Consider the following 24,522-nt stretch of genomic DNA (forward strand, 5'->3'; position numbering starts at 1 on the left):
CCCGGCGGACGGCGTGCGTCGCGGTCGGGCAGCAGCGTGCACCAGAGCGTGCAGCCGCCGGTGGCTAGTCTACCGATCTCACCGGGCTTCGAGTCTGTCGTTGAAGGCGGCGAGCAGGCGCACGAACTCGCGCACGTCGTCGTCGCTCCAGTCGTCGAGCACCCCCGCGTAGGCGGCCTGCACCTCATGCCGGATGTCGTCCATACGCTTCAGGGCCGCCCGCGTGGGCTCGTAGAGACTCGCACGCCCGTCGGCCGGATCCGGCACGCTCGTGACGAAGCCGAGGTCTTTCAGGAGCCGGAGGTGCCGGCTCACGACGCTCTTGTCCATGCCCACCTGCGCCACGATCGCACCGGGAGCGACGGGGGCGTTCTTCACGACGTAGCGCAGCACCCAGAAGCCCGAGGGCGGGAGCTCCGAGGAGAAACGATTGGCGTTCTCGAGCAGGAACGCCCGGGTCGCACGCGCGATCCGGGCCATCTCGCCCTCCACGGCGAGAATGGCCTCGGTACGTTCCTCGGAGCTCACGCCCTCCAGGCTAGCGGGAGCGGTCAGCGGTCTCGGCCTCCTCGTTCGCCACGCTCGCGGCCCCGGCCTCCGCCTCGATGTCCTCCAACGGGATGCCCTCGGTGTCGGCCGCGACCTCGGCGCCCGAGACGGCCACCATGATCGACGCCGCCTTCTCCTGGTCGGCGATCTGCTCGACCGAGGTCTTGGTGCCGAGGGCGCGGTTGGGCAGCAGGGCGATCGCGATGATCGAGATCACCGCGAGCGGCACGGCGATGAGGAACACGTCGGCCACCGCCTCGCCGTAGGCCGACTCCACGAGGATGCGGACGGGCTCCGGCAGCGTGCTGAGATCCGGGATCGCTCCGCTCGAGAGCCCGCCGGTCTGCGACGGGTCGACGCCCATCTTCGCGAGGCCGTCGGCCACGAGCGTGGTGATGCGGCTGCCGAGCACGGCACCCATGACGCTCACGCCGATGGTGCCGCCGAGGCTCCGGAAGAACGCCACCGAAGCGCTCGCGGTGCCGATCTGCCGCGGGTCGACGGCGTTCTGCACGATCAGCACGAGGTTCTGCATGACCATGCCCACTCCCGCGCCCATCACGAACATGTAGACGAAGACGAGAGCGAAGTCGGTGTCGTAGCGGATGGTGCCCATGAGGGCGAGACCGATGGTGAGCAGCACCGATCCGGTCACCATGTAGCGCTTCCATCTGCCGGTGCGGCTGATGACCTGACCGATGATGATCGACGACACGAGCACGCCCGCGATCATCGGGATCGTGTAGATGCCGGACTCGGTGGGGGTCTTGCCGCGGGCGAGCTGCATGTACTGGCTGAGGAACACGCTCGTGCCGAACATGGCCACGCCCACCGAGATGCTCGCGACGACCGCGAGCCAGAAGGTTCGGTTCGTGAACAGGGCCATCGGGATGATGGGCTCCTTGACCTTGAGCTCGGTGAGCACGGCGAGGCCGAGCAGCACGACGGCCCCCACGACCATGAGGACGCTCGTGGCGGAGAGCCACTCGAAGTCGTTGCCCGCGAGGGTCACCCAGATCAGCAGCAGCGAGACGCCGGCCGCGATGAGGGCAGCACCGAGATAGTCGATGCGCACCTTGCGCTTGTGGGTGGGGATGTGGAGGGTGCGCTGCAGCACGATGATGGCCGCGATGGCGAAGGGCTCGGCGATGTAGAAGTTCCAGCGCCAGCCGATCGAGTCGGTGATGACGCCACCGAGCAGGGGGCCGCCGACCGTGGCCACGGCCATGACGGCGCCGAGCAGGCCCATGTAGCGGCCGCGCTCGCGCGGCGGGATGATGTCGGCCATCACGACCTGCACGAGGGCCGTGAGGCCACCGGCGCCGAGACCCTGCAGCACGCGGAAGAAGATGAGCATCTCGGTGCTCTGCGCGAGCCCGGCGAGGCCGGAGCCGACGATGAAGATGAGCAGTGAGAGCTGGATGAGCAGTTTGCGGTTGGTGAGGTCGGCGAGCTTGCCCCAGATGGGCGTCGAGACGGTCGTGGCGAGCAGGGTCGAGGTGACCACCCAGGTGAAGCCGGCCTGGGTGCCGCCCAGGTCGCCGATGATCTTCGGCAGCGAGCTCGACACCACGGTGCTCGCGAGCATCGCCACGAACATACCGAGCAGGAGGCCCGACAGCGGCACCAGAACCCGGCGTCGCGAAGCGGCGTCGGCGGTCTGCACCGGCGCGTCAGAGGTTTTGAGGGACACCGTTCTCCAAACAGTAGAAAGTTGATCGACGTCAACTATATCTGTTTGATTGACGTCGATCAACTAATTACTGCAGAGACTGCAACTTTTCTACTCGCCGATGGTGATGGCCTCCGCCTCGACCAGCTCGCCCTCCTCCTCGTGGTCGACGTGCGCGATGGCGCGGTGGCCGACGACGATGATGAGCGAGGCGATCACGACGGATCCGGCCGCCACGTAGAAGGGGGTCGCCGCCGTGAACGCGCCCGCGATGACCGAGGCGAGCGGCGGAGCGGCGGCTCCGCCCAGGAACCGCACGGCCGAGTAGGCGGAGGAGGCCACGGGCCTCGGCAGATCCGTCGCCGCCATGACCGACTCGGTGAGCACCGTGTTCATGACGCCGAGCAGGGCGCCGCCCACGATGACGCAGGCGATCAGCCCGCCGGTGCTCTGCACGAGGAGGCCCGCGGCCACGAGGTCGGCGCCGAGCAGGAGCAGCACCGTCCAGAGCACGCGCGTGCGCGGCAGCCGCCTGGTGAGCAGCGGCGCGGCCCAGACCGAAGTGACCGCCACCGCGAGCCCCCAGCCGAAGAAGGTGAGGCCGAGCCCCATCTCGTCGAGTCCGAGCGGGAACGGCGTGTAGGCCAGGAGGATGAAGAAGCCGATGTTGTAGAACAGGGCGGCGACGGCGAGGATGGCGAGCGCCGGCCGGGTGAGCGCCTTGAAGGGCGCCGAGACCGGGCTCGGCACGGGCTTCTCGGTGGGCTTCTTCATGAGGGTGGCGATGGCGATGAAGCCCACGGCCATGAGCACGGAGGTGCCGAAGAACGGCCCGCGCCAGCTGATCGAGCCGAGGAGCCCGCCGAGCAGCGGGCCGATCGCGATGCCGAGACCGAGGGCGGCCTCGTAGAGGATGATCGCCGAGCTCGCTCCCCCGCTGGCCGCGCCCACGATGGTGGCGAGCGCCGTGGAGATGAAGAGCGCGTTGCCGAGGCCCCAGCCCGCGCGGAAGCCGATGACCTCCTCGACGGTGCCCGAGAGGCCCGCCGCGAGGGCGAAGGCGACGATGAGGGCGAGGCCGATGAGCAGGGTGGTGCGGGCGCCGATGCGGGTCGACAGCCAGCTGGTGAAGAGCATCGCGGCACCCGTGATGAGGAGGTAGCTCGTGAAGAGCAGGCTCGTCTGGGTCTGGGTGGCCTCGAGGCTGTCGGCGATGGCCGGGAGGATGGGGTCGACGAGGCCGATGCCCATGAAGGCGATGACGCAGGCGAAGGCCACGGCCCAGACGGCCTTGGGCTGGCGGAGGATGCTGTTGCCGTTGCTGCCGGTCTTTCCGCTCATCACGCGGCCATCAGCGATCCGCCGCGCACCGACCCTGAGGCGCCGTTCTGGTCGGTGCACTCGTGCAGGAGGTCGAGCGCACGGGTGATGACGTCGAGGTCGGCGGGTGCGAGGTCGTCGAAGAGCGGGGCTAGGGCGTCGCCGAGCTTCTCGCGCCAGTCGGCGAGGGCACGGATGCCCTTGGGGGCGAGGGCGATCTGCCAGGCGCGGGCGTCGTCGACGTCGGCGATCCGGCGGATCCACTCGACTTCGTTGAGGTTGGCGACGATCTTCGACATGGCGGGCTGGCTCACGCGGGCCTGTTTGGCGAGTTCGCCTAGGCGCATCGGGCCGAAGGTGCTGAGCACGCTGAGCGTGCGCCAGGTGGCCGGCGAGACGCTCTGGCGGGTGGGGTCGTGGGTCGCCTCGGCGGCGATCCGGGTGAGGCGGTGCGTGACCGACATGAGGTCGGAGAGCAGAGCGGGGAGTTCGGGAGAGCTGCTGATCTGTGTGTTCACGAGGATCTAGTTTACATGCGTAAACTATGTAGCGGTCACTCCGGCGAGGATTGCCCGTTCGGCTGTTCGAACGGCTTGATGTCGAGGTCGTCGACGCCGTCGGCGCTGCGGTTGAGCAGGGCGAACGCGTGGAACCCGGCATCCTGAGCGCGCTGCAGCAGCGGCGCGAGGTTCTTGGTGCGGCGCTCGAGTCGCACGCGGTGGCCGCGGGCGATGAGGTCGCGCTTGAAGCGCAGCAGGCGCTCGGGGTCGTCGGCCTTGTCGTGCACGAGCACGAGGCTCGTGGCGTCGTCGGCGGCCGGGTCGGCGATGAGGTCGATGATGCGCTCGAAGCCGATAGAGAAGCCGCAGGCCGGCACGTCCTCGCCGAGGAAACGGCCGATCATGCCGTCGTAGCGCCCTCCCCCGCCGAGCGAGAAGCTGAAGTCGGGGTGCTCGATCTCGAAGATCGTGCCCGTGTAGTAGCCCATGCCGCGCACGAGGAACGGGTCGAAGACGAGCTCGCCCTCGACGCCCGAGGCGCGCAGGGCATCTTCGATGCGCGCGATGTCGGCGCGGGCCTCCTCGGCCCGGCCGCTCGGCAGTGCCTTCACGGGAGCGTGCAGCCACTCGGAGAGCGCCTCGACGGCGCCCTCGGTAGCGCCCTTCGCGGTGAGTTCGTCGATGACCCCGGACGGGCCCACCTTGTCGAGCTTATCGATGGTGATGAGCACGGAGTCGTGCTCCGCGTCGTCGAAGCCGAAGCTCTCGAGCAGGCCGAACAGCACGCGGCGGTCGTTGATCCGGATGCGGCAGCGCTCGAGACCGAGGGCGTCGAGGGTGGCGAGGGTGGCGGTGAGCAGCTCGATCTCGGCGAGGATGCCCGGCTCGCCGATGATGTCGATGTCGCACTGCACGAACTGACGGAAGCGGCCCTTCTGCGGTCGCTCGGCCCGCCAGACGGGAGCGATCTGCACGGCTCGGAACACCTGCGGGAGCGCGGCGCGGTGGGTGGCGTAGAAGCGAGCGAGCGGCACCGTGAGGTCGAACCGCAGCCCGAGGTCGGCGAGCGCGTCGGGGTCGTCGGCGTCGGCGGCGGCCTGCAGCGCTGCGGCGTCGAGCCCGCGCTTCATGACGTTGAAGGCGAGCTTCTCGTTGTCGCCGCCGAGCCCTGAATGCAGGCGGCCGAAGTCCTCCACCACGGGCGTCTCGATCTCGTCGAACCCGTGCGCCGCGTACGCGCTCCGGATGAGCCCGAGCACACGCTCGCGCTTGCCCTTGTCGCCGGGAAGGAAGTCGCGCATGCCGCGCGGTGGAGAGACCTGCATGGAACTAGGGTATAGCCGCGCCGGTCCCCGCCCGGCGCGGGCGACATGTTCGCGTGCGGTCGCTCACGCGGCCGCGCGCTCACTCTGGGTCGTCGGGTATGGCCTGCTGGGTTGGTCTCAGGCTGTGGGGGTTTCAGCCGCCTGGATGTCGGTGCGGAGGGCGCGGAGGGTGGTGCGGAGGGCTCGTTCGGCGTCGAGGCCCTCGGTTTTCGCTGCCGCGACGAGGGCTAGGAGCTGGGCGCCCAGGGCGGCTTCGTCGGTCGGGGCGGGAGCGGTGGGGGCGACCTCCACGCCCACTTTGCGGGCCTTGCCGAGGAGCTTGTCTGCCAGGGCGAGGGAGGGCATGCCGAGGGGGATGCCATCGAGCACGCTCGTGCGGGAGGGCTTCTCGGCCGCCTTGAAGGAGTCCCAGGCGTTCTCGACGTCGCCCGCCGTGGCCAGGTCGAGGTCGGCGAAGACATGCGGATGCCGGCCCACCATCTTGGCGGTCATGTGCGCCGCGACGTCCTCGATCGTGAAGTCCTCGCCGGGGGTGTGCGCCGCGATGTCAGCGTGGAAGACCACCTGGTAGAGCACGTCGCCGAGCTCCTCGATCATCTCCTCCCGCGAGCCCGACTCGATCGCCTCGATCAGCTCGTGGGTCTCCTCGGTGAGGTACTGCACGAGGCTCGCGTGCGTCTGCTCCGCATCCCACGGGCACCCGCCCGGCGCCCGCAGCAGCGCGGTCACCGCCACCAGTCGCTCGAGCTCGGTCGCAGCATCCGGGATCTCAGCCATGCCAGCAGTGTATTTCTCGCCGACGCGGCCTGCTCAGCCTGCGCAGAGATCGAGTTCGGACACCGCAGGCGCCAGCGAGGCCGGACCACCGATCAAGGTGACCTGCTTCACCTTCTGCTGGAAGAACGCCGCACTCACCACGGCTGGGAGGCACTCGGCGCGCGACACGTAGAGCGGCGCGCCGAGCTTGCCCGCCCACGCCGACCCGGCCAAGGCGTCGGGGAACTTGTAGCCCGTCACCACGAAGGCCCGTTCGCTCTTGCCGTAGGCGTCGAGGTTGATGGCCGCGGCCGCGCTGATGCGGTCGGGCCCCGCCAGGCGAATGGTCGGGGCGAGCGCCGCAAGCGCCTTCTCGATTCCCGTCGAGACCGATGCCGGTCCGCCTGCGATCTTGATCCGGGTGACGCCGAGATCCCGCAGCTGGGCCTCGGTCTCCGCGTCGAGGGTAGGAGCGGATCCCCGCACAAGCAGTACGGGCGCACCCGCGTTGCCCGCAGCACCTCCGGCCGCGAGGGCGTCGGGGAAGTTCTCCCCGGTTGCGATGTACACGAGCCCGGATCCTGCACCGACTCCTGTGAACGCATCGGCTGCGAGAGCGCGGGAGGCGGCGTAGCGGTCAGCCCCTCCGATGCGATGCACCGTCGCACCGGTCGCTTCGATCTGAGCGACGACCTCGGCCGAGACCGAGTCCGGACCGCCCACCACGTACACGTCCCGAACGGCGAGGTGCGCGAGCACCTCGGCCGCCGCAGGGGGAAGAGAGTCCCGCTTCGTCAGGAGCAGGGGTGCGTCGCGGTGCACGGCTGCCGGCCCCGCCGAGAGGGCGTCAGGGTAGTTCGCTCCGGTCACGACGAACGCCGTGTCCGCCCCGTCGGGGAAGGCCCGGTACGCGACGGTGGCGGCCACCGAGTAGCGATCGGCCCCCTCGACCCGGTCGACGGCCGGGTGGATCGACGGCACGAGCTCCAGGTAGGCCTGCACCGAGAAGGTGCCGTTCGGGAGGCCGGATCCTGCCGGCGAGAGATCGACCTGCATCGTCAGCGGGCGACTGGTCTCGCCATTCGGGAAGTACGGCGTGAGGGATGCGCGGGGAATTCGGACGGTGACCGTCGAGCCGTCGGCCGAGGCGGTGCCGGGGAGGAAGCCGAACGACGCCGATCCGCCCGGGGCGAACAGCCCCGCGCGGATCGGAGCGGGATTCGCCCAGTCTCCGTCGGGACCACGGGTCCAGGTGCCCGGCTTCGACGTGATGGTCACCGTGCTGCCCGGAGCGACGCGCGCATTCTGCGGCGACGAGCCGTACATGGTGGAACGGCCGTACCTGCTCGCGGTGGCCTTCGTGAGCGCGATGTTCGCAGATGTGGCGTTCTGATCGGCCCGGACGCGCAGGATTGCACTGAACGTCACCGGCACCGGCACGGAGGTGCCGCTCTGGTAGTAGTCGGTCACGACGAGCTCGACCTCGGAGAACCCGCGCAGCGACTGCGGCACCGGGGCGCTGAAGCGTCCGGTGCTCGCATCCACCTGACCCGACGACAACGTCTGTCCGTTGTCCCGCGTGCGCACGGCGAATTCCCACGGCTCACCGAAGCGGCTCGAGAGCTCGGCGGGGAGCGTCACCCGTAGCTCGACGACGTCGTCGGCCACCACGAACCCACCGATGCCGGGCTCCATGAAAGAGCCCCAGGCCCCGCTGATGGAATCGAGCATCGGCGTGGGGTTCTGAGTGACACGGGCCGCCGGATCAGCCATCGAGGTGGAGGGCTCGACCACAGGATCGACGTCGGCCATCGCCGGCACGGCGGTCAGGCTCCCGAGGAGCACCGCCGCCGCTGTCGCCATCGTGCTCCAGCGCATGCGTCGTCGCATCCGTCTCCCCCAGTTCGCCCCCGGTGCCGCCGATCGACACGTGTGCATCAGCGTAGTGCCTGAGCGGGCGGCGCCCGACCGCCCTAGGTGGTCGCCGGGGCGGGGGTCGGGAGGGGGACGATGGCGTCGAGGAAGGCCGCCACCCACGCGATGAGGTCGGCGTCGGCCAGGGGGACGCCGTCGACCACGGGCATGGGGACGGAGAGGGCGGAGGCGGCCTGGAAGTACTTGGCCGTGGGGTACAGGCGCTTCAGGCGCACCTGGATGGAGTCGGGCAGGTCGACGGGCGCCACGCGCAGGTTCGAGCCCATCGTGACGACCTCGCCGAGCGACGACTTCTGGGCGCGGCGGCGCAGGCGCGACACCGCGATCAGGTTCGAGACCTCGGCGGGCGGCTCGCCGTAGCGGTCGGTGAGCTCCTCGATCACGCGGTCGATCGAGTCGTCCGAGGCATTGGGCGCCGCTGCCGCCGAGAGCTTCTGGTAGGCCTCGAGGCGCAGCCGCTCGCTGTCCACGTAGTCCTCCGGGATGTGCGCGTCGACCGGCAGCTCGAGCCGCAGCTCGGTCTGGCCCTCCGCCACGTCGCCCCGGAACGTCGAGACGGCCTCGCCGATCATCCGGAGATAGAGGTCGAAGCCCACGCCCGCGATGTGCCCGGCCTGCTCGCCGCCGAGCAGGTTGCCCGCACCTCGGATCTCGAGGTCCTTCAGCGCCACCTGGATGCCCGAGCCGAGCTCGTTGTTGGCCGCGAGGGTCGAGAGCCGGTCGTTCGCCGTCTCCGAGAGCGGCTTGTGCTCGTCGAACAGCAGGTACGCATAGGCCCGCTCGCGCCCACGGCCCACCCGCCCGCGCAGCTGGTGCAGCTGCGAGAGGCCGTACTTGTCGGCCCGATCCACGATCAGGGTGTTCGCATTGGCGATGTCGATGCCGGTCTCGATGATGGTGGTCGAGACGAGCACGTCGAACTTGCGCTCCCAGAAGTCGACGATGACCTGCTCGAGCGCCGTCTCGCTCATCTGCCCGTGCGCCACCGCGATGCGCGCCTCGGGCACGAGCTCGGCGAGCTGGGCGGCGACCCGGTTGATCGACGACACGCGGTTGTGCACGAAGAACACCTGCCCCTCACGCAGCAGCTCGCGCCGGATCGCGGCCCCCACCTGCTTGTCGGAGTACGGCCCCACGAAGGTCAGGATGGGGTGCCGATCCTCCGGCGGGGTCGCGAGCGTCGACATCTCCCGGATGCCCGTGACCGCCATCTCGAGCGTTCTCGGGATGGGCGTCGCGCTCATGGCGAGGATGTCGACGTTGGTCTTGAGCTTCTTCAGCTGGTCCTTGTGCTCCACGCCGAAGCGCTGCTCCTCGTCGATGATGAGGAGCCCCAGGTCTTTGAAGGCGATGTTGTCGCTCAGGATGCGATGGGTCGCGATCACGACGTCGACCGTGCCGTCGAGGAGCCCCGCGACCGTCTCGCGGATCTCCTTGTCGGTCTGGAACCGGCTCAGCGCCTTCAGGTGCACCGGGAATCCGGCGAAGCGCTCCTGGAAGGTCTCCATGTGCTGGCGCACGAGCAGCGTGGTGGGCACGAGCATCGCCACCTGCTTGCCGTCCTGCACCGCCTTGAACGCGGCCCGGATGGCGATCTCGGTCTTGCCGAAGCCCACGTCGCCCGAGAGCAGGCGATCCATCGGGATCGGCCGCTCCATGTCGGCCTTCACCTCGTCGATCACGGTGAGCTGGTCGGGGGTCTCCTGGAACGGGAACGCCTCCTCGAGCTCGTGCTGCCACGGGGTGTCGGGGCCGAACGCGTGGCCCTTCGACGCCATCCGCGCGGAGTAGAGCTTCACGAGCTCCACGGCGATGTCGCGCACAGCCTTCCGTGCCTTGCTCTTGGCGCCGGCCCAGTCCGATCCGCCCATCTTGCTGAGCGCCGGGGCCTCGCCGCCGACGTAGCGGCTGAGGAGGTCGAGCTGGTCGGTGGGGACGTAGAGCTTGTCGCCCGGGTAGCCGCGCTTGGAGGGGGCGTACTCGATCACGAGGTACTCGCGCGTGGTCTTGACGGCGTTGCGGCCGCCGCTGGAGACCTCGCGCTGGGTGAGCTCGAGGAACTTGCCGATGCCGTGCGTGGTGTGCACGACGTAGTCGCCCGTCTTCAGCTGCAGCGGGTCGACCACGTTCTTGCGGCGGCTCGCGAGCTTCTTGACCTGGCGGGTGTCGTAGCCCACGGTGCGGCCGAAGAACTCGGTCTCGCCGATCAGGGCGAGCTTGAGCTCGGCCAGCTCGAAACCGTGCTCGACGGCGGCGCGCAGCACGTGCGCGATCCCCGGCTCGGCGTCGACCGGGTAGTCCTCCACCTGACGGGCCGGGATGCCGCGCTCGGCGAGCACGTCGGCCGCGCGCTCGACGAGGCCCTGGCCCTTGGCCACCACCGCGACGGTCCAGCCGTCGGCGAGACGCTCGGCGACGTGGGCGAGCGCGCCGTCGGCGTTGCCCGAGAAGCTCGGCACGGCGTCGGCCCGCACGCGGATGGTGAGGTGCTCCTCGAGCTCGCGGTGCTCAGGCAGCACGTCCTCCTCGGCGGGGCCCTGCTGGAACTCGCTGAAGGTCCACCAGGCGCGGTCGACACCCGCTGCAGCGCGCAGGTCGGTGAGCGAGATGAACTCTCCCGACGCGAGGTCGATGGGCGCCTCGGCGCCGGCGGTGGCGGCCACCCAGGCGGCCGAGAGGAACTCGCGGTTCGTCTCGGCCAGGTTGATGGCGCGGGTGGCGACGCGCTCGGGCGAGACCACGGCCACGGCGCATCCGCGCGGCAGGTAGTGGGCCACGGTCACGAGCTCGTCGACGAGCGCGGGAGCGAGGGACTCCATGCCCTCCACCGGGATGCCCGCGCCGATCTTCTCGAGCATCTGCGCGAGGCTCGGGAACTCGTGCTGCATCTCGCGGGCGCGCTGGCGCACGGCGGCGCCGAGCAGGAGCTCACGGCTCGGCGGGAGGCTGATCGCACCGACCTCACCGCCCTCATCGTCAGGCAGGGAGCGCTGGTCGGCCACGGAGAAGGCGCGGATCTCGTCGACCTCGTCGCCGAAGAAGTCGACGCGGTACGGGTGCTCGGCGATGGGCGGGAAGACATCGAGGATGCCGCCGCGGAGGGCGTACTCGCCTCGGCGGGTGACCATGTCGACGCGGGAGTAGGCGAGCTCGACGAGCTGCTGCGAAAGGGTCGAGAGGTCGAACCCCCGCGCGCCCTTCTCCAGGCGGATCGGCTCGAGGTCGGCGAGGTTCGAGGCGAGCGGCTGCAGGGCGGCGCGCACGGACGCCACGACGATCATGGGCATCGGCGGCTCGCCGCCGGCATCCGTGATGCGCTGCCACTCGACGAGGCGGCGGAGCGCGTCGATGCGCTTGCCGACGATCTCGGCACTCGGGCTCAGGCGCTCATGCGGCAGCGTCTCCCACGCAGGGAACTCGACGATCTCGCCGCCGGGCAGAAAGCTCGCGAGCGACTCCCGGAGCTTCTCGGACTCCCGCCCGGTGGCGGTGACGACGAGCATCGCGGCGGGCAGTCCCCGCTCGATCCGCCGCTCCATCATGGCGGCCAGGAGCGGCGCCCGGAGACCTTCGGGGAGCGAGAAGTCGCTGTCGCGCCCGGCGTTCGCCAGGGCCTTCTCGAACGTGGAGGCGCGCGAGAGCGCGGAAATCAAGCCCTGAAGCATCACTCGTGAGAGTTTACGCCCCGCCCCCGACACTCCCGTCAGGAGGCCGTGTGGACCTTGAGCTGCGCAGCCGTGAGGCCGTCGGTCGCGATGAGTTCGACCGCGTCTGCCGCGTCGACGATGACGTTGGGGAGCGTCTTGCGCTCCTCGGCGCTGAAGTTCTGGAGGACGAAGTCGGCCGCCTGCATGCGGCCCGGTGGGCGGCCGATGCCCGCGCGCACGCGGAGGAAGTCGGGGCTGCCGGTCGCCGCGATGATGTCGCGGAGGCCGTTGTGACCGCCGTGCCCGCCGCCCTGCTTGAGCTTCAGGGTGTCGAACGGGATGTCGAGCTCGTCGTGCACCACGATCAGCCGCTCCGGCGTGAGCCCGTAGAACTTCAGCAGACCGTTGACGGGGCCGCCGGAGACGTTCATGTACGTGTTGGGGTTCGCCACGACGAAGCGCGGACCACCGGGGACGATGCGTCCCTCGGCGACCCGCGCGTTCGTCTTGTGCGACCTGAAGGCTGCGCGCATCCGCTCGGCCAGTTCGGCCGTGACCATCTGCCCGATGTTGTGGCGATTGGCGGCGTAGCCGGGCCCGGGGTTGCCGAGCCCGACCACGAGCCAGAGATCAGCGGTGCTCACGGGCGGGTCAGAGGGATGCCGTCGCAGGAATCGCAGGAGAGCGATGACTACTCGGAGTCGGGAGCCGGGCTGACCGACTCGGCGGCGCCTTCGCCCTCGGCGGGCTCGTCGGCGGGCTCCTCCTCGGGGATGCTGACGCCGACGATGACGGTCTCCCCATCGGTGATGAGGGTCGCACCGGCGGGCAGCTCGATGTCGGCGGCACGGACCACGGCGCCTTCTTCGAGACCCTCGATCGACACGGTGACGCTCTCGGGGATGTGGATGGCCTCGACCTCGAGCAGAACGGTCTGCGAGTCCTGCGTGGCCATGGTGCCGGGAGCCGACTCGCCCTCGAGGTGCACGTTGACCTCGACCTGGACCTTCTCACCCTTGCGGATGACGATGAGGTCGATGTGCTCGATGATCTGGAGCACGGGGTCCTTCTGCACGTCCTTCACCAGAGCGAGCGACTCGACGCCGTCGATGGTGAGCTCGAGCACCTGGTTCGACTTGCGCAGGATCAGCGCGGTCTGGTGACCGGGCAGGGTGATGTGCTGGGGCTCGGTGCCGTGGCCGTAGATCACGGCGGGGATCTTTCCGGCGGCGCGGACGCGGCGGGCGAAGCCCTTGCCGAACTGGGTGCGGGTCTCGGCGGTGACCTTGGTGTCGTCAGCCATGTTCTTGCTCCTTGATTCGCGAGCCTCTGGGCCCGCCTCGTGTGTGTGGTTTCAACTCGACCGCGTGAAGCGAGAGGAAAGACGGTTTAAGGCCCAGTCCACCGCGTCGATAACGGATGCTCGCGACTGCGTGTGCATCCCTCGCCGAAGTTCAGTCACCCACTCTACCGCATCCGCTCGCGGGAGCATCCGCTCTACTACGCTTGGGGAGTCCACGTCTACAAGGAGCATCACGCATGTCAGAAGCGTCGGGAACCGCCAACATCGGAGTCGTCGGGATGGCGGTGATGGGCTCGAACCTCGCCCGCAACCTCGCCAGCCGCTCGGGGAACACCGTCGCCGTCTACAACCGCTCCCCCGAGCGCACCCGCAAGCTCGTCGCCGAGCACCCCGAGGCGGGCTTCGTGGCCTCCGAGTCGATCGATGACTTCGTGGCGTCGCTCCAGAAGCCCCGCACCGCGATCATCATGGTGCAGGCCGGGGCCGGCACGGATGCCGTCATCTCCGAGCTGGCGTCGCGTTTCGAGCCGGGCGACATCATCGTCGACGGCGGCAACGCCAACTTCCACGACACCATCCGCCGCGAGAAGGACGTCTCGGCCTCGGGCATCCACTTCGTGGGCACCGGCATCTCCGGCGGCGAGGAGGGCGCGCTGAACGGCCCATCGATCATGCCCGGCGGCACCGCTGAGGCCTACAAGACGCTGGGGCCGATCCTGGCCTCCATCGCCGCGGTCGCCGAGGGCGAGCCGTGTGTGACCCACATCGGCACCGACGGCGCCGGGCACTTCGTGAAGATGGTGCACAACGGCATCGAGTACGCCGACATGCAGCTCATCGCCGAGGCCTACGACCTGCTGCGCACGGTGACCGGCCGCGCGCCGGCCGAGATCGCCTCGGTGTTCGAGACCTGGAACTCCGGCGACCTCGAGTCGTACCTGATCGAGATCACCGCCGAAGTGCTTCGCCAGGTGGATGCCGAGACCGGCAAGCCGTTCGTCGACATCGTGCTCGACCAGGCCGGGGCCAAGGGCACCGGATCGTGGACCGTGCAGAACGCGCTCGAGCTCGGCGTGCCCGTCGGCGGCATCGCCGAAGCCGTCTTCGCGCGCTCGCTGTCGTCGAAGCCGGAGCAGCGCGCCGCCGTGCAGGCGACCATCACGGCGCGGCCCTCGGTCGTCTCGGTCGACGTGGACTCGTTCGCCGACGACATCCGTGCCGCCCTCTACGCCTCGAAGGTCGTCGCGTACGCGCAGGGCTTCGACGAGATCATCGCCGGGGCTGCGCAGTTCGGCTGGGAGATCGACAAGGGCGCCGTGGCGAAGATCTGGCGCGCGGGCTGCATCATCCGTGCCCAGTTCCTCAACCGGATCGTGGAGGCGTACGAGAACAACCCGTCGCTCGCGACCCTGCTGGAGGACCCGTACTTCGCTGCGGCTGTCGCCTCAGGCGAGGAGGCGTGGCGGCGCGTCGTGTCGACCGCAGCGCTCTCGGGCGTGCCTGTTCCCGGGTTCGGAGCCGCGCTGTCGTACTACGACTCGCTCGCGTCGGTGCGACTGCCCGCCGCCCTCGTGCAGGGCCAGCGCGACTTCTTCGGCGCGCACACCTACAAGCGCGTCGACCGCGAGGGCACGTTCCACACCCTGTGGTCGGGCGACCGCACCGAGATCGAATCGGCGCCTAGTACTCATTAGTGCGCCGCCGCTTCTGCGGCGCACGCGACATGCGTTGCCGCCGTCGGATCACGTCGCTTCGCGGCGCGCTCCGGCAGCGGTAACGCTCCGGGTCATCGAGTACGGCCCATTGCGTGGAGACACCCACCCGCGCGAAGCACGGCGCCACCGGCAACTAGCTCTTCCCCACTCGCTGGCCTACTACTGCCGAGACGCCGTCCTGGCGCATGGAGACGCCGTACAGGGCGTCGGCGATCTCCATGGTGCGCTTCTGGTGGGTGATGACGATGAGCTGGCTGGTCTCGCGGAGATCCTCGAAGATCGTGAGGAGACGGCCGAGGTTGGCGTCGTCGAGGGCTGCCTCGACCTCGTCCATGATGTAGAACGGGCTCGGGCGGGCCTTGAAGATGGCGATGAGGAGCGCGACCGCCGCGAGCGAGCGCTCGCCGCCCGAGAGCAGCGAGAGGCGCTCGATCTTCTTGCCGGCGGGCTTCACGCTCACCTCGATGCCGGTCGTGAGCATGTTCGTCGGATCGGTGAGCTGGATCGATCCGGTACCGCCCGGGAAGAGCACGGGGAAGACCGTGGCGAATGCCTCCTGGGTGTCGGCGAAGGCGCTCTCGAAGATCGTCTGCATGCGCTCATCGATCTCCTCGATGATCGTGAGGAGGTCTTTGCGGGTGTTGGTGAGGTCGGTGAGCTGTTCGGTGAGGAAGCGGTGGCGCTGCTCGAGGGCGTCGAACTCCTCGAGGGCGAGGGGGTTCACGCGGCCGAGCTCGGCGAGCTTGCGCTCGGCGCGCGCGAGGCGCTGCTTCTGCTCGGCCCGCACGAAGGGGCGGCCCGTGGGGGGTTCGGGGGTGGAGCCCTCGGAATCCTCACCCCACTGCCCCGACTTGACAGTAGTTGCGCCCAAGACCGCCGACTTGGCACTTCTTGTGTCAAGTGGGGCGTTCTCGGCGCCACGAGGGTCATCGACGGGGTCGGAGTCGCCGCCGCGGGGATCGGCGAGGGCCGACGCGAGCTCGGCGGTCGCAGCCTCCACGGCCTCCGCGCTCGTGTCGATCACGGGAACGGCGTCGTCGTCCGGAATGAGCTGGTCGGGGCCGTACTCCGCCACGAGCACGTCCTCCACGAGACCGAGCTCGGAGGCGGCGCGCTCGAGCAGGCTCGAGAGGTGCAGCTTCTTCTCGTAGATCTGCAGCTCGAGGCCGTGCACGTTCTCGGTGATCGCCTGCAGGCGTTCCCGCAGCGACGCCTCGTCACGGCGCAGCGCCACGAGCTCCTCGTTCTGCTCGGCGCGCTCGGCCTCGCGCTGCGCGAGCTGGAGCTTGGCCTCGGCCACCGAACGGTCGACCGACTCGAGCACGGGCGGCAGCGCCTCGGTGACCTCGGTCGCGGCGGCGATCTGCCGGCGCCGGATGACGGCTCGGCGGGCGGCCGCCTCGGCCGCCGCCCGATCGGCCTCGAGCTGCTTCTCGAGCGACGCCGTGCGGGCCTGCTCCGCACGCACCCGCTCCCGGGCCGTCTCGACGCCGAGGCGCGTCTCGACCTCGCGGTCGCGCGCCGCCTCGAGCTCGGCGAGGAGCCCGTCGCGCGAGGAGACGTCGAGGATCGGCCGCGGCCGCTCGCGCACGGCCTCGAGCTCGGCACGCGCCCTCTCGGCGGCCTGCTCGGCCTGCTGCACGGCATCCTGAGCGAGCTGCGCAGCCTTCTGCAGGCGGTCGAGCTCCCCCGACCCCGCCTCGACCTGAGCCTTCAACCGGCTGAGCCGCTCGGTGCGCGCCGCGAGCTTGGCATCGAACTCGCGGAGGGCCGAGAGCGCGGCCTGCGACTGCTCCTTCGCGACCTGCACGATGCCGCGCTGCTCGGCGAGCGCGAAACGGGCGCTCGAGATGGCGGTCGTGCGCTCCTCGAGCGCCACGGCGGCGGTGTCGCGCTCGGCCACGAGCTCGATCCGGGAGCGCGTGGCCCCCGACCCGCCACGCAGCACGTAGCGGGTGAGCACCTCCCCCGCCCTCGTGACGATCGTCAGGGTCGCGGATGCGGCGGCGTCGGCGTCGAGCGAGTCCCACGCCCGGCGCGCGGCATCGAGGTCGTCGGCGATCGCGACGGCGTCGAGCAGGCCGAGGAGACCCACGGGGCCGGAGACGACGGTGGAGGCGGCGACGAGGCCGTCGACTCCGGCGAAGGCGACCCCGGCGGTGGAGGCAGACGCACCGGACCCACTCGACCCGGCGGGCGCCGCGATCACGAGCTCGACGCGGCCCATGTCTCCGGTCGCCGCCGCGGAGGCCGCCGCCACGGCGGAGGCCAGGTCGTCGGCGAGGACAGCGTCGGCGAGGCTCCCGAGAGCAGCGGCCACAGCCGCCTCGTAGCCAGGGTCGACTCGCACGTGGTCGGCGACGAGCCCCCGCACCCCCTCGAGGCGGGCGGCGACGAGCTCGGCCGAGCCGTCCTTCTGATCGAGCGCCATGGTGAGGGCGCTCGTGCGGGCGGCCAGCGCATCCCGCTCGCGCTCGTGGGCGTGCAGCTCGTCGCGGAGCCGCTCGATCTCCGCCTCGGCCTCGAACACCTGGGCCTGGGCGAACTCGTAGCCCTCGTCGAGGTCGGTGGCGTCGACCTCGTTGCCGGCCGACTCCGCCTCGGCGAGCGCGTGCTCCTGCTCGGCGCTCTCCCGACGGGCGGCCGCGGCGTCGAGGGCGTTCTGCTGCCTGAGCACCTCGCCGCGCACGGTCGCGAGCCGGGTGTTGGCCGACTCGAGCTGACCCGTGAGCTTCGAGAGCTCGAGGTCGTGCTTCGACACGAGCGACGACTGATAGGCGATCTGCTCGTCGAGGGCGTCGAGCGACCCACGCGCCCTGAGCGTGCCCTGCTGCGCGGCCTCCCAGGCGGCCTGGGCGCCGGTGACCTCGGCGAGGAGCCGCTTCACCTCCTCGCGCGAGTCGGCGACCATGGTGGGTGTCACGCTCGGCCCCGCATCCGGAACCCCCTCTTCGCTGCCGAGCAGCGCGAGCCGCTGGTGGGCGAGGTTGTAGAGGTTCCGCAGCCGCTCCTGCACCGACTCGAGGCCGAAGCTCGTGCGGCGGGCGAGGTCCACGGCGTCCCCCACCTGCGCCTGCTCGATGCGGCCGACCCTGAGCTGGTTCTGCTCGAGCCGCTCCTGCAGCACGAGCCGCTCGGTGTGCCGCTCGCTCTCGCTGCGGGCGGCGGCGTCGAGGGCGGTGCGGAGCTCGACGACCTCGTCGGCCAGCAGGCGGGCCTTCGCATCGCGCACGATGGCGGCGATCGACTGCGCCTCCTTGGCGATCTCGGCCTGGCGCCCGAGGGGCTTCAGCTGGCGGCGGATCTCGCCCGCGAGGTCGCTCAGCCGCGTGAGGTTCGCCTGCATGGCCTCGAGCTTGCGCTGGGTCTTCTCCTTGCGGCGGCGGTGCTTCAGGATGCCGGCGGCCTCCTCGATGAAGCCGCGGCGGCCTTCAGGGGTGGCGTGCAGCACGGCATCGAGCTGCCCCTGGCCCACGATCACGTGCATCTCGCGGCCGAGCCCTGAGTCGCTGAGGAGCTCCTGCACGTCGAGCAGCCGGCAGCTGTCGCCGTTGATGGCGTACTCGCTGCCGCCGTTGCGGAAGAGCGTGCGGCGGATCGTGACCTCGGAGTACTCGATCGGCAGCGCGCCATCGGCATTGTCGATCGTGAGGGTGACCTCGGCGCGGCCGAGCGGGCCTTTGGTGGAGGTGCCGGCGAAGATGACGTCCTCCATCTTGCCGCCGCGGAGGGTCTTGGCGCCCTGCTCCCCCATCACCCAGGCGAGGGCGTCGACCACGTTCGACTTGCCGGATCCGTTGGGGCCGACCACGCACGTGACCCCGGTCTCGAAGGCGAAGGTGGTGGGGTTGGCGAAGCTCTTGAATCCCTTCAGGGTCAAGCTCTTCAGGTGCACGGGCCGCCTTCCGTCTGCACGTCGTGTCCACGTCGTCTTCGCGTTGGGACAACGGTACCGGTATGCCGGGCGAAGTACGCTGGAACGATGAGCCTGCCCGCCCTCGTGTCGCCCGGTCCCGAACTCACCCGCGAGGAGCTCGTGCGCTACGCCCGCCAGATCTCCCTGCCGCAGATCGGCGTCGAGGGGCAGCGGCGGCTCAAGGAGTCGCGTGTGCTCGTGCTGGGTGCCGGCGGCCTCGGCTCGCCCGTGCTGCAGTACCTCGCCGGGGCCGGGGTGGGCGTGATCGGGATCGTGGACCACGATGTCGTGGAGGTGTCGAACCTGCACCGTCAGGTGGTGCATCCGCTCACCTCGGCGCGGAGCGGGGTGCGCAAGGTGGCCTCGGCGGCCGCGGCCCTGCGTGCGCTCAACCCGCTCGTGGAGGTCGTCGAGCACGACGTGGAGATCACGCCGTCGAACGTGCTCGAGCTCGTCTCGGAGTACGACGTGGTCGTCGACGGCACCGACACCTTCGAGGTGGGGCACATCGTCGACGCGGCCTGCGCGCTCGTGGGCAAGCCCATCGTGTGGGGGTCGGTGCTGCGGTTCGACGGGCAGGTCACGGTGTTCTGGGCGACGGCGCCCGGGGAGCTGGCGCGCACCATGTCGGACCTGTTCCCCACTGCAGCGGCCGACGCGGATGCGGAGTCGTGCGCTGTGGCCGGGGTCGTCGGGCCGGCGTGCGGGGCCGTCGGGTCGCTCATGGCGGGCGAGGTGCTCAAGCTGCTCGTGGGGTTCGGGACGCCGCTGCTCGGGCGGCTGCTCGTGCTCGACGCGCTCGACGCGACCTGGAGCGAGGTGCCGTTCTCGCACGTCGAGCGGCGGCCCGGGCGGTCGTCGGCTGCGCGGGGGGCGTCGAACATCGGGGAGCCGTACAGCTACGCGAACCAAGGGGCTGCGGGAGTGAGCCCGGCGACTCGGCTGTTCGAGCGGCAGGGGGCGGCGGGTTCGGGCGATGCGCTGGCCTCGGGGGGCTCGGCGGCTGCTCCTGCTGCTGCTCCTGCTGCGCCCGCTGCTCCTGAGTCGATCTCGGTGCAGGAGCTCAAGGAGCTGCTCGAGGCGCGTTCGCGGGACGAGGCCGACTTCGTGCTCGTCGACGTGCGCGAGACGTACGAATACGAGGTCGCGTCGATCGAGGGGGCGGAGCTCGTGCCGCTCGGGCAGCTCTTCACCGATGCGGCGCGGGAGATCCTGCCGCCGCAGGAGCGCGTGATCGTGCACTGCCACCACGACGGGCGCTCGCGGCACGCGGCCGAGGTGCTGCGCTCGAAGGGGTGGGAGGACGTGGTGTTCGTGCGCGGCGGGATCGACGCGTGGTCGACGGAGGTCGATCCGTCGGTGACGCGCTACTAGCGCTTAGCCGGCTGTGTCAGGGCGCTCAGCCGCCCGCGAAGGGCGGGAGCACGTCGAGGGTGTCGCCGTCGGCGAGCACGATCGTGCGGTCGGCGGTGGCGGTGCGGTTGTGGATGAAGGTGCAGCGGGCGAGGATGCGCTCGATCGTGGCCGCGTCGGTCCCGGCGCCGGATCCGGACGCCGCCCCCGATCCCGTGGCGGCCTCAGCCGAGGCCTCGGCGGCCAGCTCGCTCAGGAGGTCGGCGATCGTGGTGCCGGCGGCGCGCTCGTCGGAGGCGCGGCCGAGGGCGGCCTTCGCGGCGGCGAAGTAGCGGATGCGGACGCCCATCAGCCGCCGATCGCGCTCATGGTGCGTTCGGGCTGGGCGAATCCGACGGCGTTCATCTCGTGCCCGGCGGGCTTGCCCCACATGGCGGCGCGCCAGAGGTCGGCGACCACCGCGTCCGGGGCCCCGCTGCGCATCGGGCCGAGGAGGTCGGTCTCCTCGTGCGAGAAGAGGCAGCTGCGCACACCGCCCTCGGCGGTGAGGCGGGTGCGGCGGCAGTCGGCGCAGAACGGCTCGCTGACCGAGGCGATGATGCCGACGAGGCCGAGCATCCGGCCCTCGTTGCCCTCCGTGAGCTCGCGCACCTGGAAGAGCTCGGCGGGGGCGCCGTCGCGGGGAGCGTCGTCGGGGGTGAGGAGGTAGCGGGTGCCGAGGCGCTCGCGGATCTGGGCCGCCGTGATCATGGTGTCGCGCGCCCAGGTGTGGTCGGCATCCAGCGCCATCTGCTCGATGAAGCGGAGCTGGTGGCCGCCGGCCAGCGCCCACTCGAGCAGCTCGACGGCCTGGTCGTCGTTGATGCCGGGCATGAGCACGGTGTTGATCTTGGTCTGCACGAGGCCGGCGGCACTCACGGCGTCGATGCCCGCGAGCACGCGGCTGAGGAAGGGGCGGCGGGTGATTGCGGCGAAGGTCTCGGGGTGCACCGAATCGAGCGAGACGTTGATGCGGTCGAGGCCGGCATCGGCGAGGGCCTGGGCGCGGGATGCGAGGCCGATGGCATTCGTGGTGAGCGAGATCTCGGGGCGGGGGTCGAGCGAGGCGACGTCGCGCACGATCTCGACGAGGTCTTTGCGCAGCAGGGGCTCGCCGCCCGTGAAGCGGATCTGCCGCACCCCGAACTCGGTCACGGCGATGCGGGCGAGGCGCGTGATCTCGTCACGGGTGAGGAGTGCAGGGGGCGGGAGGAAGGGGAGTCCCTCGGCGGGCATGCAGTAGGTGCAGCGGAGGTTGCAGCGGTCGGTGAGGGAGATGCGGAGGTCGGTGGCGGTGCGGCCGAAGGTGTCGAGCAGGGCGGAGGCGTCGGGCCGGGCGGCCGGGAGGATGCCCGTGGCCGCGGCGGCGCCCGCTGCCCGGGGCGCAGCGATGCGCAGCGAGGGGATGCCGAGTGCGACGCTCATGCCGAAAGCCTACGCGGCTCCGAGGCGGCGTCGGCCGGTGCGGTGGTGGAATGCACAGAATGTGCGGCACCGAGGCCCCATAAGGGGTCGGTCCCCCGCATTCTGTGCAAGATCTACCACCGTGTCGGCGTGGACGTGCGTAATGGTGGAAATGCGAGGGAGCGGTCACCTATGAGCGGTCGGTGTCGCGCATTTCTGCCGTTACTCGGTCGGGCGTCCCGAGTAAGTACGCAAATGCGGGATACCGATCGCATATAGGCGGTCGGTCCTCCGAATTCACGTAGTTACAGATCACGGTCGCCGGTGGCTCCGGGAAAGCGGCGCTCGCGGCACGATGCGGCAGACTGGGACGATGCGCACGATCGACGACCATCGAGCCGAGATCACCGCGCTCCTCGCGCCGCTCCGGGGGTCGCTCGGCAGCGAGTGGCTGCCGGTCTCCGGGGAGTCGCTCTCCGCGGATCCCGCCCGATACCTCCGCCGCGTGCTCGCCCGCGACCTCGTGTCGCCCTCGAGCCTCCCGGCCTTCGACAACTCCCAGATGGACGGCTTCGCCGTGCGCGCCGCCGACCTCGCCACCGCCACCGCCCACTCCCCCGTGTCGTTGCCCGTCGCGCCGCGCGTCGCCGCCGGTGACGTCTTCGGATCCCATGCCGCGGGCACGGCGACCCCCATCATGACGGGCGCGGGACTGCCCGAGGGAGCGGATGCCGTGGTGCAGATCGAGAAGGCCGTGCCTCCGGTCTTCCCGACCGCTTCGGGTGACACTCATGTCTCGTTCGTCGAGCCGGTCGCCGCCGGCACGTTCGTGCGGTCCGCGGGGAGCGACGTGCGCGAGGGCGAGGTGCTGCTGGCCGCCGGCGCGGTGCTCGGCCCGGCGCAGTTCGGGGTGGTCGCGGGCACGGGCGCCGTGCGGGTGGAGGTGCGCCGGCGCATCCGGGTGCTGCTCGTGTCGACGGGCCACGAGATCCGGGATGCGGGCACGGCGCTTGCACCGGGCCAGATCTTCGATGCCAATACGGTGTCGCTCACGGCGGCGCTGCTCGGCGCGGGCTGCGAGGTGGTCGCACGGCCGTGCCGGTCGGACGATGCGGACGACCTGCTCGATGTCATCCGGGACGAGCCCGACGTCGACCTCGTCGTGACGGTCGGCGGTGTGAGCGCGGGGGCGCGGGAGGTCGTGCGCGATGCGCTCGGGCCGCTCGGTGTGAAGTTCATGAAGGTCGCGATGCAACCGGGGGGCCCGCAGGGGTTCGGGCGCATCGAGGTGGCTGTCGAGGGCGCCGCTGCCGCGCTGCCTGTCGTGTGCCTGCCCGGGAACCCCGTGAGCGCTCTCGTGTCGTTCGAGGCGTTCCTCCGCCCCGCGCTCCTCCGGACGCTCGGCGCGGAGCCCCTCCGCGAGACACGCCGTGCCCCCTCCGCCGAGGCATTCGCCTCGCCGCCGAACCACCACCAGCTCCGCCGGGGCGTGCTCGAGCCCGACGGCCGCCTGCGCCTGCGCGGCGGACCCTCGAGCCACCTGCTCCACTCCTACGCCGAATCCACCGTGCTCGTGCACGTGCCCGTCGGCACCACCCGCGTCGCCGAGGGCGACGAACTCGACTTCTGGAGGATCGATGGCTGACGGCCGCGAGCTCACCCACGTCACCGCCGACGGATCGGCCCACATGGTCGACGTGACCGACAAGGCGGTGACCCGCCGCGTCGCCTCCGCCCAGGCCGTGCTGCACACGCGAGCCGACGTGATCGCTCTGCTCGTGGCCGGCGAGCTCCCCAAGGGCGAGCCGCTCGCGGTCGCGCGCGTGGCCGGCATCATGGCGGCCAAGCAGACCTCGGCGCTCATCCCGCTCTGCCATCCGCTGCCGATCAGCGGGGTGACCGTGGAGTTCACGGTCGACGAGTCGAGTGTGCGGATCGTCACGACCGTCAAGACCACGGGCGTGACGGGGGTCGAGATGGAGGCGCTCACGGCGGCGTCGGTGAGCGCGCTCACGCTCTACGACATGATCAAGGCGGTGGATCGGGGGGCGCGGATCACCGACATCGAGGTGCTGTCGAAGTCGGGCGGCGCCAGTGGCGACTGGAGCCGGTCGTGACGCACAACGGGGTGGGTGCTGCACCCGAGTCGGCGAGCGGTGCGCCAGCCTCGCCCCGCGACGCGCGGGTCATCGTGGCGTCGAACCGCGCCGCGGCGGGGGTGTACTCCGACACGACGGGTCCGGTCATCGTGGCCTGGTTCGAGGCGCGGGGGTGGGCTGCCGAGGTCGAGGTGGTCCCGGATGGCGAGCCGGTGGGCGCCGCGCTCCGGGCGGCCGTCGCGTCGGGCACCGCCGCGATCGTGACGACGGGTGGCACGGGCGCCTCCCCCACCGATCGCACGCCCGAACAGACGCGGGAGGTGCTCGACTTCGAGCTGCCGGGGGTGGCGGAGGAGATCCGCCGCGTGGGGCGCGAGCACACTCCGCTCGCGGTGCTCTCGCGCGGGCTCGCGGGGGTGGCAGGCAGGAGTCTCGTGGTGAATCTGCCGGGATCGACCGGTGGCGTGAAGGACGGGCTCGGCGTGCTCGACGGGCTGCTCGAGCATCTCGTGGATCAGATCGGCGGAGGTGACCATGTCCGGGTCGGCTGAGAGCGGAGCGGTCGACGCGGTGCGCTTCGCGACCGTGAGCGCCGAGCCGATCGCCGTGGAGCAGTGCATCGACGCCGTCTCGCGCGACCACGCGGGCGCTGTGGTGAGCTTCGCCGGTGTCGTGCGCGACCACGACGAGGGGAAGGGCGTGACGGCGCTGTCGTACACGGGGCATCCGTCGGCGCAGGACGCGATCGAGGAGGCGGCGCGGCAGATCGCGGCGGCGCATCCGGAGACCGTGGTGGCGGTCGCGCATCGGGTGGGCGACCTCGTGGTGGGCGACATCGCTCTCGCCTGCGCGGTGTCGAGCGCGCATCGGCAGGAGGCCTTCGCGGCGTGTTCCGAGCTGGTCGACCTGGTGAAGCAGACGGTGCCGATCTGGAAGGAGCAGCTGTTCGACGACGGCAGCTCGGAGTGGGTCGCCGCGCTCGGCTGAGG

The 24,522-nt window shown here is 70.7% G+C and carries 19 protein-coding genes; 6 read left to right on the forward strand and 13 right to left on the reverse strand.

The genetic code is table 11. The features are described 5' to 3' along the window. Window positions 1-78: 78 nt before the first annotated feature. The 10 genes from N1028_RS16885 to N1028_RS16930 form a co-directional block, all read right to left on the reverse strand. Window positions 79-528, reverse strand: a complete 450-nt coding sequence (locus N1028_RS16885; protein WP_259530569.1) for a MarR family winged helix-turn-helix transcriptional regulator — start codon at window positions 526-528, stop codon at window positions 79-81. Between the two features lie 10 nt (window positions 529-538). Then, window positions 539-2,242 (reverse strand): MDR family MFS transporter, encoded by a 1,704-nt coding sequence (locus N1028_RS16890; protein WP_259530570.1) that lies wholly within the window; start codon window positions 2,240-2,242, stop codon window positions 539-541. 90 nt (window positions 2,243-2,332) lie between these two features. Then, complete coding sequence (locus tag N1028_RS16895; protein ID WP_259530571.1) at window positions 2,333-3,562, reverse strand: MFS transporter; 1,230 nt, start codon at window positions 3,560-3,562, stop codon at window positions 2,333-2,335. After that, window positions 3,562-4,059: a MarR family winged helix-turn-helix transcriptional regulator gene (locus N1028_RS16900; protein ID WP_259530572.1), complete on the reverse strand. Its 498-nt coding sequence runs from the start codon at window positions 4,057-4,059 to the stop codon at window positions 3,562-3,564. Before N1028_RS16900 ends, N1028_RS16895 begins: the two co-directional genes overlap by 1 nt. Before the next feature lie 35 nt (window positions 4,060-4,094). Continuing rightward, complete coding sequence (gene hisS, locus N1028_RS16905; RefSeq protein ID WP_259530574.1) at window positions 4,095-5,366, reverse strand: histidine--tRNA ligase; 1,272 nt, start codon at window positions 5,364-5,366, stop codon at window positions 4,095-4,097. 117 nt (window positions 5,367-5,483) lie between these two features. Then, the gene (locus N1028_RS16910; RefSeq protein ID WP_259530575.1) at window positions 5,484-6,143 is read right to left on the reverse strand and encodes a nucleoside triphosphate pyrophosphohydrolase; all 660 of its coding nucleotides are present in this window, start codon (window positions 6,141-6,143) and stop codon (window positions 5,484-5,486) included. A gap of 33 nt (window positions 6,144-6,176) precedes the next feature. Continuing rightward, the gene (locus N1028_RS16915; RefSeq protein ID WP_259530576.1) at window positions 6,177-8,012 is read right to left on the reverse strand and encodes a cell wall-binding repeat-containing protein; all 1,836 of its coding nucleotides are present in this window, start codon (window positions 8,010-8,012) and stop codon (window positions 6,177-6,179) included. Window positions 8,013-8,095: 83 nt separating this feature from the next. Continuing rightward, window positions 8,096-11,725: a transcription-repair coupling factor gene (gene mfd / locus N1028_RS16920; protein ID WP_259530577.1), complete on the reverse strand. Its 3,630-nt coding sequence runs from the start codon at window positions 11,723-11,725 to the stop codon at window positions 8,096-8,098. A gap of 35 nt (window positions 11,726-11,760) precedes the next feature. After that, window positions 11,761-12,348 (reverse strand): aminoacyl-tRNA hydrolase, encoded by a 588-nt coding sequence (pth, locus tag N1028_RS16925; protein WP_259530579.1) that lies wholly within the window; start codon window positions 12,346-12,348, stop codon window positions 11,761-11,763. Window positions 12,349-12,395: 47 nt separating this feature from the next. After that, the gene (locus N1028_RS16930; RefSeq protein ID WP_259530580.1) at window positions 12,396-13,007 is read right to left on the reverse strand and encodes a 50S ribosomal protein L25/general stress protein Ctc; all 612 of its coding nucleotides are present in this window, start codon (window positions 13,005-13,007) and stop codon (window positions 12,396-12,398) included. Window positions 13,008-13,243: 236 nt separating this feature from the next. Here N1028_RS16930 and gnd point away from each other — a divergent pair, with 236 nt between their 5' ends. Continuing rightward, window positions 13,244-14,701: an NADP-dependent phosphogluconate dehydrogenase gene (gnd, locus tag N1028_RS16935; protein ID WP_259530581.1), complete on the forward strand. Its 1,458-nt coding sequence runs from the start codon at window positions 13,244-13,246 to the stop codon at window positions 14,699-14,701. A gap of 154 nt (window positions 14,702-14,855) precedes the next feature. On the opposite strand, the gene N1028_RS16940 is transcribed toward gnd, so the two are convergent. Then, window positions 14,856-18,617, reverse strand: coding sequence for an AAA family ATPase (locus tag N1028_RS16940; protein WP_259530582.1), 3,762 nt, complete (start codon window positions 18,615-18,617; stop codon window positions 14,856-14,858). 87 nt (window positions 18,618-18,704) lie between these two features. Between N1028_RS16940 and N1028_RS16945 the strand changes: the two genes are divergently transcribed. Further along, the gene (locus N1028_RS16945; RefSeq protein ID WP_259530583.1) at window positions 18,705-20,012 is read left to right on the forward strand and encodes a ThiF family adenylyltransferase; all 1,308 of its coding nucleotides are present in this window, start codon (window positions 18,705-18,707) and stop codon (window positions 20,010-20,012) included. 25 nt (window positions 20,013-20,037) lie between these two features. Here N1028_RS16945 and N1028_RS16950 read toward each other — a convergent pair whose 3' ends face one another. Further along, a complete protein-coding gene (locus tag N1028_RS16950) occupies window positions 20,038-20,340 on the reverse strand; it encodes a MoaD/ThiS family protein (protein WP_259530584.1) in 303 nt (100 codons plus the stop codon). After that, window positions 20,340-21,455 carry a GTP 3',8-cyclase MoaA gene (moaA, locus tag N1028_RS16955; RefSeq protein ID WP_259530585.1) on the reverse strand — a complete coding sequence of 372 codons (1,116 nt, stop codon included), beginning with the start codon at window positions 21,453-21,455 and terminating at the stop codon, window positions 20,340-20,342. Before moaA ends, N1028_RS16950 begins: the two co-directional genes overlap by 1 nt. A gap of 352 nt (window positions 21,456-21,807) precedes the next feature. On the opposite strand from moaA, the gene N1028_RS16960 reads away from it, so the two are divergent. Genes N1028_RS16960 through N1028_RS16975 form a run of 4 tightly spaced genes read left to right on the forward strand, consistent with a single transcriptional unit; the run spans window position 21,808 to window position 24,520 of the window. After that, window positions 21,808-23,079 carry a molybdopterin molybdotransferase MoeA gene (locus tag N1028_RS16960; protein WP_259530586.1) on the forward strand — a complete coding sequence of 424 codons (1,272 nt, stop codon included), beginning with the start codon at window positions 21,808-21,810 and terminating at the stop codon, window positions 23,077-23,079. After that, window positions 23,072-23,551 (forward strand): cyclic pyranopterin monophosphate synthase MoaC, encoded by a 480-nt coding sequence (gene moaC, locus N1028_RS16965; RefSeq protein ID WP_259530587.1) that lies wholly within the window; start codon window positions 23,072-23,074, stop codon window positions 23,549-23,551. The genes N1028_RS16960 and moaC overlap by 8 nt, the downstream gene beginning before the upstream one ends. Beyond that, window positions 23,548-24,084 carry a MogA/MoaB family molybdenum cofactor biosynthesis protein gene (locus tag N1028_RS16970; protein WP_259530588.1) on the forward strand — a complete coding sequence of 179 codons (537 nt, stop codon included), beginning with the start codon at window positions 23,548-23,550 and terminating at the stop codon, window positions 24,082-24,084. The genes moaC and N1028_RS16970 overlap by 4 nt, the downstream gene beginning before the upstream one ends. After that, window positions 24,068-24,520, forward strand: a complete 453-nt coding sequence (locus N1028_RS16975) for a molybdenum cofactor biosynthesis protein MoaE (protein WP_259530590.1) — start codon at window positions 24,068-24,070, stop codon at window positions 24,518-24,520. Before N1028_RS16970 ends, N1028_RS16975 begins: the two co-directional genes overlap by 17 nt. Window positions 24,521-24,522 lie beyond the last annotated feature (2 nt).

The sequence above is a fragment of the Herbiconiux oxytropis genome, assembly GCF_024979315.1.
Taxonomy (GTDB): domain Bacteria; phylum Actinomycetota; class Actinomycetes; order Actinomycetales; family Microbacteriaceae; genus Herbiconiux; species Herbiconiux oxytropis.

Coding starts and splice junctions, on each gene's coding strand:
- moaA (WP_259530585.1), bottom strand. CDS start 21,455: ATGAGCGTCGCACTCGGCATCCCCTCGCTGCGCATCGCTGCGCCCCGG.
- hisS (WP_259530574.1), bottom strand. CDS start 5,366: ATGCAGGTCTCTCCACCGCGCGGCATGCGCGACTTCCTTCCCGGCGAC.
- N1028_RS16960 (WP_259530586.1), top strand. CDS start 21,808: ATGCGCACGATCGACGACCATCGAGCCGAGATCACCGCGCTCCTCGCG.
- N1028_RS16915 (WP_259530576.1), bottom strand. CDS start 8,012: ATGCGACGACGCATGCGCTGGAGCACGATGGCGACAGCGGCGGCGGTG.
- N1028_RS16930 (WP_259530580.1), bottom strand. CDS start 13,007: ATGGCTGACGACACCAAGGTCACCGCCGAGACCCGCACCCAGTTCGGC.
- N1028_RS16950 (WP_259530584.1), bottom strand. CDS start 20,340: ATGGGCGTCCGCATCCGCTACTTCGCCGCCGCGAAGGCCGCCCTCGGC.
- N1028_RS16895 (WP_259530571.1), bottom strand. CDS start 3,562: ATGAGCGGAAAGACCGGCAGCAACGGCAACAGCATCCTCCGCCAGCCC.
- N1028_RS16945 (WP_259530583.1), top strand. CDS start 18,705: ATGAGCCTGCCCGCCCTCGTGTCGCCCGGTCCCGAACTCACCCGCGAG.
- N1028_RS16910 (WP_259530575.1), bottom strand. CDS start 6,143: ATGGCTGAGATCCCGGATGCTGCGACCGAGCTCGAGCGACTGGTGGCG.
- gnd (WP_259530581.1), top strand. CDS start 13,244: ATGTCAGAAGCGTCGGGAACCGCCAACATCGGAGTCGTCGGGATGGCG.
- moaC (WP_259530587.1), top strand. CDS start 23,072: ATGGCTGACGGCCGCGAGCTCACCCACGTCACCGCCGACGGATCGGCC.
- N1028_RS16975 (WP_259530590.1), top strand. CDS start 24,068: ATGTCCGGGTCGGCTGAGAGCGGAGCGGTCGACGCGGTGCGCTTCGCG.